The 8593-nt window shown below is 61.6% G+C and carries 7 protein-coding genes; 6 read left to right on the top strand and 1 reads right to left on the bottom strand.

Annotation, left to right across the window (positions count from 1 at the left end):
- The 3 genes from AC0IY1_RS17695 to mutS form a co-directional block, all read left to right on the top strand.
- On the top strand, positions 1 to 399 hold a 399-nt coding region (locus AC0IY1_RS17695), incomplete at its 5' end, for a hypothetical protein (protein WP_471771277.1).
- 408 nt (positions 400 to 807) lie between these two features.
- Positions 808 to 1104: a hypothetical protein gene (locus tag AC0IY1_RS17690; protein ID WP_471771274.1), complete on the top strand. Its 297-nt coding sequence runs from the start codon at positions 808 to 810 to the stop codon at positions 1102 to 1104.
- A gap of 259 nt (positions 1105 to 1363) precedes the next feature.
- The gene (gene mutS, locus AC0IY1_RS17685) at positions 1364 to 4018 is read left to right on the top strand and encodes a DNA mismatch repair protein MutS (protein WP_471771288.1); all 2655 of its coding nucleotides are present in this window, start codon (positions 1364 to 1366) and stop codon (positions 4016 to 4018) included.
- Positions 4019 to 4116: 98 nt separating this feature from the next.
- Here the strand turns inward: mutS and AC0IY1_RS17680 are convergent, their stop codons facing one another.
- On the bottom strand, positions 4117 to 4644 hold the full coding sequence (locus AC0IY1_RS17680) for a retropepsin-like aspartic protease family protein (protein WP_471771271.1): 528 nt from the start codon (positions 4642 to 4644) through the stop codon (positions 4117 to 4119).
- 1304 nt (positions 4645 to 5948) lie between these two features.
- On the opposite strand from AC0IY1_RS17680, the gene AC0IY1_RS17675 reads away from it, so the two are divergent.
- From AC0IY1_RS17675 to ychF, 3 genes are all read left to right on the top strand, one after another.
- Complete coding sequence (locus tag AC0IY1_RS17675) at positions 5949 to 6641, top strand: 50S ribosomal protein L25/general stress protein Ctc (RefSeq protein ID WP_471771268.1); 693 nt, start codon at positions 5949 to 5951, stop codon at positions 6639 to 6641.
- A gap of 125 nt (positions 6642 to 6766) precedes the next feature.
- Positions 6767 to 7375 (top strand): aminoacyl-tRNA hydrolase, encoded by a 609-nt coding sequence (gene pth, locus AC0IY1_RS17670; RefSeq protein WP_471771265.1) that lies wholly within the window; start codon positions 6767 to 6769, stop codon positions 7373 to 7375.
- Between the two features lie 67 nt (positions 7376 to 7442).
- Positions 7443 to 8540 carry a redox-regulated ATPase YchF gene (gene ychF, locus AC0IY1_RS17665; protein WP_103709721.1) on the top strand — a complete coding sequence of 366 codons (1098 nt, stop codon included), beginning with the start codon at positions 7443 to 7445 and terminating at the stop codon, positions 8538 to 8540.
- The last annotated feature ends 53 nt before the right edge of the window (positions 8541 to 8593 follow it).

Here is an 8593-nt window from a genome sequence, read left to right as displayed (position 1 = left end):
CCAGAGCCTGCGCCTCGACCTCCAGATCCTCCTGCGCACCGTCCTGGCCGAAATCACCCGCCGCACCAACGCCTTCTAACGCAGCTTTTTGGTCTGCAAAGTGAAGCGCGACGGCTCTTCGCGATCACCTGCTACCAGTATGTCATTTTAACCGTATTGCGTACTGTCTTCGATGGATTAGGGCAGATCGAAGGTCAAGGCCTCCGATCCGACACTCTACGAAGTCAGCGGATTGAAATAATGGAAAATGCGGTGTCTATCCATTTCGAGGATCCCGTGATCCCGACGGATAGACCAGACGATCAAACCTTTATCCAAAAACTCGCGGGCTACCTGCAGTGCCTCCTCTTCACCTCGAAGAGCAAGGTAGACGTGGGGTGTGATATCCTCCTCGGATAAACCGGTTTCGACTGCTTCGCTCCAATGAACTGTCCAAGACACCGCCTGCTCCTACCTTGGCCAATTTTTCAGCTGAGCGTTCAGCCGGAGAAATGTGTGAAACATCGTTGCTGACGTTGCTCTAATGGCGCCTCGATGTTCCTTGGTATCGTTAGCAGCGCAAACGATCAATGCGTCTATCATTGGTTGTTTCCGAACATTGATCACTTACCATGAAGCGCTGAGGTTCTACGGTCGAAAAGATCCGCGCCGAAGGCTGATCGCTCGGCATTTCAGCACGCGGTCTCCCTTGTATTTGCCCATCGCGACAGATCTCTGAAAAAGAGTGGCTGCAGAGACCCAGCGATGGGAACGAATTCATCTCGCAGGATTTGTTGGCTGCATGCGCAACAGGCGTGTCAACGGAAGATGGAATTCATGACGAAACTTGCGATCGCTCTGGCCGCCAGTACCCTGCTTGGCGCCATCGGACTGACGTCTGCGTCGGCTGCTCCCGTGATGCCAGCACCTGCCGTTGCTGGTGATCAGGTTGTCGATCAGGTGGCCTTTCGCCGTCACCACCACGGTATGCGCCATTACCGTCATCACCGCCGTATGCACCGCATGCCGCGCTCGCGGATGATGAGCGATCCCAATTCCCGTAATCCTTCGCAGCCTGGCTATCAGCAGCAGAAGGGTAACACATCGGGCGGTCCTCGTTACTGATCGTCGGCTTCAACCGAGACAGCTGGTATGCTTGAAAGGCTGACGTTCCACGGACGTCAGCCCTTCGCTGATGCTCCGTCCTTGGAGGCTTTGGGCTTCTCCCCAGGCGAGACGCGGCCCCGAGCTGCTTCTCTGGAGGTCAGTCTGCTAAGCTGGACTCATGTCACAGCGCATCGCCCGTTCCGTCGCCAAGACCGGCTCCTCCCCTTCGGATTACTCCACCAGTGCGGCCGTCCTCGAAACGGCCGGTGCCACGCCTATGATGGCACAGTATATCGAGATCAAGGCCGCCAACACCGATCGCCTACTGTTCTATCGGATGGGCGATTTTTACGAGCTATTCTTTGAGGATGCGGAGATCGCATCTCGCGCTCTGGGCATCGTGCTCACCAAGCGGGGTAAACATGGGGGAGCCGACATCCCCATGTGCGGCGTGCCAGTGGATCGCGCTGACGATTACCTCAGTCGTCTTATCGCCCTCGGTCATCGAGTTGCAGTCTGTGCGCAGACGGAAGATCCGGCCGACGCTAAGAAGCGGGGTCCGAAATCTGTCGTCCGGCGTGAAGTGGTCCGGCTTGTCACGCCCGGCACAATCACCGAGGATCGGCTCCTCGACCCAACCCGTGCCAACATCCTGCTGGCAATCGCCCGTCGGAAGGTTGGGGAAGCGGTGTTCGTCTACGGTCTTGCAGCGCTCGACATCTCAACGGGTCGCTTCTCGTTGAGTGAAGTGGCGTCAGGCGAACTGGGCTCCGCAATCGCCCGGCACGAGCCGCGCGAGATCGTGCTGTCGGAAACCATTCACACCGATCCGGCGCTCGCCAGGTTGTGGCAAGAATGTTCCGCCCCCGTAACGCCATTGGCGCAGGCGGAGCTCGAACCGTCCGCGGCCGAACGACGGATCAAGCTGCAATTCGGCGTCTCGACTTTGGAGGGTTTCGGCCAGTTTGGGCGGGCTGAGATCGCGGCCGCGGGGGCGGCGCTGCTCTACATCGAACGCACGCAGATCGGTGCGCGGCCGACCCTTTCGCCGCCGACTCGGGAAAGTTCTGCCGCAACCCTCTCCATCGATGCATCCACTCGCGCTAACCTTGAACTGACCCGAACGCTGGCCGGCGAGCGTAAGGGAAGCTTGCTGGATGCCATCGATCGGACCGTCTCTGCGGGTGGGGCTCGCCTCCTTGCGGAACACCTCGCTGGCCCTCTGACCGATCTCGACGCCATCCGTCATCGGCACGCGGCAGTAGAATTCCTGGTGGATGACGCGACGACCCGAACCGCCTTCCGCGACAGCCTTGCAAGAGCGCCAGACCTTGCTCGGGCCCTCTCACGCCTTGCCCTCGAGCGGGGCGGCCCGCGGGATCTCGCGGCTCTCCGCGACGGTCTGGACGCGGCGCAGGATCTCTCCGACCGATGCGGAAGCCTGGAGCTGCTGCCGGAAGATCTCGCGACCGTGGCGACGTGCCTCTCTGGCGTAGACCGCGCCCTTGTCTTGGAACTCCGCGCAGCCTTGGCCGACGATCTCCCGCTGAAGCGTCAGGACGGTGGTTTCGTCCGTGCGGGTTATCACTCTGAGATCGACGAAAGCCGTTTGCTTGGTCAGGACTCCCGAAAGGTCATTGCCGCTCTGCAGGCGCGCTACGCGGAGGAGACTGGCTGTCGCACACTGCGAATTAAGCACAACAACATGCTCGGCTACTACATCGAGGTACCGCAAGGGGTAGGCGAGGCTTGCCTGAAGGGCGTGATGCGTGAAACCTTCATCCATCGTCAGACTATGGTGGATGCGATGCGCTTTACCAGTGTCGAACTCGGCCAGCTCGAAAGCCGGATCTCGGGTGCGTCCGATCGGGCCTTGGCCCTGGAGAGCGCTGTCTTCGATGCCCTCGCGCGGCAAGTCCTGATGCAGGCCACCGCCATTGCGGAAGTAGCCGACGCACTCGCAAGACTGGATGTGGCCACCTCGCACGCCGAACTCGCAGTCGAGCGCGATTGGCGCCGACCTCTGGTCGACGAGAGCTACGCCTTCATGGTGGAGGGAGGACGCCATCCGGTGGTGGAAGCCGCACTCCTCCGCTCCGGCGCTCCGTTCATTGCAAACGATTGTGATCTGTCGGGGGACGGGCGTGGGCGCATCCGTCTCGTCACGGGTCCCAATATGGGTGGCAAGTCGACCTTTCTGCGTCAGAACGCGCTGATCGCCGTTCTGGCGCAGATCGGCGCGTTTGTGCCTGCGGCCCGCGTACGCCTCGGCATCGTTGACCGGCTGTTCTCCCGTGTCGGTGCGGCTGACGACCTCGCACGTGGGCAATCGACTTTTATGGTTGAGATGGTCGAAACCGCGGCGATCCTGAATCAGGCGTCTCGTCGTTCCCTGGTGATCTTGGACGAGATCGGCCGCGGCACCGCCACCTTCGATGGTCTCTCCATCGCCTGGGCCTGCCTGGAGTACCTGCACGAGCAGAACGGCTGCCGTGCTTTGTTCGCGACCCACTTTCATGAACTCACGGCCCTCGGACAGCGCCTTTCCCATCTCGACAACGCGACCCTCCGGGTGGCCGAGCACAAGGGAGAGGTCGTGTTCCTGCATGAAGTGGTGCCGGGTGTGGCGGAGCGCTCCTATGGGTTACAGGTGGCTCGGCTCGCAGGTCTTCCGGCCGGCGTCATCGCCCGTGCGGGTTCGATCCTGAAGCATCTCGAGAAAGCCGAGCGCGACCGACCCGCCCGACCCCGCATTGACGACTTGCCGCTCTTTGCCAATCTAGCGCCGCCGCAAGTAACGGAGCCCTTCGTCAAGGCGCCCGACGATGCCCTGCGCATCGCCCTCGAAGCAATCAATCCGGATGCGCTGACACCACGGGAGGCGTTAGAGGCCCTGTACAAGCTCAAGGCAGTTGGCGGCCAGAGCCATTAAGAGTGTCTTGGGTGGCTCTTAGTGAAGCGCCGTCGACTCCGCTCACGGGCGGGTTCCGCCCCTCGAGACCTGGGCCTGGATTGAGCCCGTCAGCAAAGTCACCCACGGAGGGTGAGCCGGCCGCTACTCATATTGAACTCGTTCAAGCGCTTCAGAAAGGACATGCCAAGGAGGCTGGTGGACAGGCGTCCGCGAGGCATGACCATGCCGTTGACGCCCTGAACGGTGATGGTGCCAATCCGTATTTCCGGTATGCGCACCAACGCCGCTAGGATCGTGCCGTTGGCAGTCTGGATTGGTACACGGAAATCGCGTTCGCCTACCCGCAGGCCTGCGCGCTCCGCGTCCTCGTAGGTGAAGGCGCAGGCTGTCGCACCGGTATCGATCAACATGTGCAGACGCTTGCCGTCGATCACCGCATCTGTGGAGTAATGTCCCTGCGCGTCCGCAAAGAGGGTTAGGGTACTCAGGCCGCTCCGCACGACTGTGGGCACGGCGCGCTCACCCAGCTGCGTGGCGATGGTTGCGTTTTCCGCGGCCGGACGTTGAAATCGCTCCGCTAGCCCGATGCCCCAGATCGCGGCCGCTGCCGTCACCCCGAGCGCCCATACGATCGGTCGCGTCATCACACCCCTTCCTTTGTCGATGCGGAAGTTTGAGGCGACCAAGGTAAACGAGCCGTCGGCGGGAGGTCAGGAATCTCCGGGTGATTGACTATGACCAAGGCTCATGGTTTCGAAATCGCTGCCGGTTCAAGCGATAAGTGAGCGCTTCACCGCCTTGCTTGCTTCATCCCCTGAAGGCAGAGACGGCGGATCAAAGATCTTTGGCCCAGTGTCGACAAGTTAGTCAGCACATGTTGCCCGTTCCGCCCTGAAAAATCGCTACGCGTCCTGCAAAAACCAGCGACCCGTGTCTACCAGTGAGGTCTTCCGAACGCACTTAGCTTCCGCATCGAGTTGGGCCTCAAAGAGATCCCGATACTCCTACTATCAAGATTCGCCGTGGTGATCGTTCGAGTGGGGGCCATATACTGCCACAGGGCGATAATGGTGGGCGCCTCGTCTGCAACCATCACCATCGATAACGAGGACTGACATTTCGACCTGCTCGCCCGACGAAGAGTCGCGTCGTATTGCCCCGTAAGTCACATTGATCTGATCAATATCGATCATTGAAAGCATCTGTTTGAACGATGGTGCGGTGCAAATATATTCCATTGACCGAACGGGGCATGTGTCCCGGAAAAAAAGGATAGATTGAATGACCACTCGCACCTTCATTCTCGCTATGCTCACGACGGCGAGCCTGGCTAATACGGCGCTGGCGGATGATCGCACTTTCCTCACCCCGCCGCTGTATCGTGAGCAGGCCCGTGCAATGGCTACCGTACGTCCCGCGTCGGAACTGACGACGACGCCCTCCCTGGCCCCTCGCGCGCCTACCACCCGGCGGGTCGTTGCCGAGACTGCCGACGCATCCGTTCGCTAAACGGATGCACGGTGCATCAGAACAGCGTTTCTCCAACCTCGCTCCAATGGGACATTTCCCATTGGAGCGTTTTCGTCAGTGCATTGGCTTACATCTCAAGCTCTCTGGGCCTATCCGATCTGAAAAGCTTCGATAGGTAAGACAGTCTGCTGGAGCCCCAGGCCGGTCTTGCCGAACTATATGCCGGAACATCGTCTCTCCGCCATCGATCCACAATGCCGCTCAATGTGCGATCAGCGCGGGGTGGTTCGCTCAACCCGAAATGACATGGTCCGGTCGACGCTTCGGTTGCGCCGCGCGGGACTTGCGGGTATACGGCGCCCCAGCGCCCGCCAGACACCCTTGGAGGCACGGGCGCTTCGGGGATCGGGGTTGGGCCGTCCGTTTTGGACGGCTTTTCGCGTTTCCCCGGCGTTCTCATTTTTAAAAGGATCACGCCATGAGCGCAGTCAAGACGCTTGAGGCCGTGGCACGCGACCGGGTCGGCAAGGGGGCCGCCCGGGCCGTTCGTCGCCAGGGTCAAGTTCCCGCCGTCATCTACGGAGGCGGTCAGGCGCCGCAGTCCATCGCCATCGACCTCGTCCGCGTCCGTACGTTGATCTACGCCGGTGGCTTCAAGACCACCCTTTTCGAGATCAACGCCGGTGGCAAGAAGACCCGGGCGATTCCGCGCGACTTCCACCTGGATCCGGTGTCCGGCGTGCCAATCCACGTCGACTTCCTGCGGGTCGTCGCCGGCCAGTCGATCACGGTCGAGGTCCCGGTGCATTTCCTGAACGAGGATGCGGCCCCCGGCATCAAGCAGAAGGGCGGCACGCTCAATGTCGTGCTTCACACCCTTGCCCTCGAGGTTGCGCCCGACGCGATCCCGGATGCCATCGAGATCGACCTCACCGGTCGCGAGATCGGGGATGCGATTCACATCACCGACGTGAAGCTTCCGTCCGGCGCCACCTTCACGGGCGAGCCCGACGCCACCGTCGCTAACATCGTGCCGCCGACCGTGCTCGGTGCCGAGGTCGAAGCCGAGGAGGCGGCGATTGCCGAGGCGCAGTCCGCTGAGGCCGCCGAGGAGAAGGCCGAGGAAGAGGCTTCCGAGGAAGCCGGCGAGGACGAGAAGAAGGAGGATTGAGGCCGGGGCGCAAGCCCTGTCTCAGCTCATCCCTTCGGGTGCCCCGGCCATTAGGCTGGGGCATCTCCGTTTTCAGGACCGCGCTCGGCGGCCCCATAAAAATCCTGTCTGGATCGTTTCGCGCCATGCGCCTGATCGTCGGCCTCGGCAATCCCGGCTCCCGCTATGCCAAGAACCGTCACAATATCGGTTTCCTCGCCGTCGACGAGATTGCGCGCGTGCATCGCGCTGGGCCGTGGCGTCGCAAATTCCAGGGGGAGATCGCCGAGGTGGCTCTCGGTACCGAACGGGCTATCCTGCTGAAGCCGCAGACTTTCATGAATGAATCTGGGCGTGCGGTGCAGGAAGCGCAGCGCTTCTACAAAATCGCATTGTCCGACGTAATCGTGTTGCACGACGAACTGGATCTCGCCCCAGCCAAGCTGCGCGTAAAGTCGGGAGGCGGCAATGCCGGTCATAACGGCCTTCGCTCGATCACGGCGCAATGCGGCAACGATTATCGTCGGGTTCGCCTTGGCATCGGGCATCCGGGGGACAAAGCCCTGGTTCACGCTTATGTGCTGAACGACTTTGGCAAAGGTGAAGAGGGCTGGGTCGACGATCTGTGCCGCGCCATTGCCGACTATGCGCCGCTCTTGGCGGTCGGTGAAGATGCGAGCTTCCAGAACAAGGTCCACCTGGCCATGGCAGGGCGCGGCTGGGATGACGTCAAGCAAGTCAACGCGCGCGATTGACCGCGGCGGTGACATCGGATTTCACGCGGGCAGGCTTTGCGCAGACCCGCGAACAGACAGGTGACCCATGGGCTTCAAATGCGGCATCGTCGGCCTGCCGAATGTTGGCAAGTCAACTCTCTTCAATGCACTGACGCAGACAGCGGCCGCGCAGGCAGCGAACTACCCGTTCTGCACCATCGAGCCGAATGTCGGCGAGGTGGCGGTGCCGGATCCGCGCCTGGACGATCTCGCCAAAATCGCTGCATCGAAGGAAATTATTCCGACCCGGCTCACCTTCGTGGATATTGCCGGTCTCGTGCGCGGCGCTTCGAAGGGCGAAGGGCTTGGGAACCAGTTCCTCGCCAATATCCGGGAGGTGGATGCCATCGCGCACGTGGTGCGCTGCTTCACCGACGGTGATGTGACCCATGTTGAGGGCAAGGTCGACCCGGCCGCTGACATCGAAACGATCGAGACCGAGCTGATGCTCGCCGACCTCGATAGCCTCGAGAAGCGCGTGATCGCTCTGGAGAAGAAGGCCAAGGGCGCCGACAAGGAGGCCAAAGAAATCCTCGACCTCGTCCAGCGCGCCTTGCCGCTGCTGCGCGAGGGCAAGCCTGCGCGCTTGGTGCAGCGCAAGCCCGACGAGGAGCGTCTGTTTCAGAGCCTCGGCCTGATGACGGCGAAACCGGTGCTTTACGTCTGCAACGTCGACGAGGGCGATGCCGACAAGGGCAACGCCTACTCGGACACCGTGATGGACCGCGCCAAGGCGGAGGGTGCCAAGGCCGTGGTGGTCTCCGCCAAGATCGAGAGCGAAATCGCCGTGATGCCCCTGGGCGACCAGGGCGATTTCCTGGAGGCTGTTGGCCTCGCCGAGCCTGGACTGAACCGCGTCATCCGCGCCGGATACGAACTCCTTGGCCTCATCACCTATTTCACGGTCGGTCCCAAGGAAGCGCGCGCCTGGACCATCGAGAAGGGGACGCGGGCGCCCGCCGCCGCCGGCGTGATCCACACGGACTTCGAGAAGGGCTTCATCCGCGCCGAGACCATCGCCTTCCACGATTACACGAGCCTGAAGGGCGAGGCCGGCGCTAAGGAGGCTGGCAAGTTCCGTCTCGAGGGTAAGGAGTATGTGGTGCAGGACGGCGACGTGCTGCATTTCCGCTTCGCCAATTGATCCGACATGGGTCGGTGCGGCGTTGCTCCCGCAGCGCCGGACCGTCCTCCCGG

Source organism: Methylobacterium sp. AC690 (assembly GCF_979256535.1).
The sequence above is the reverse complement of the archived record's forward strand: the minus strand, read 5'-3'. Positions and strand labels throughout refer to the sequence as shown.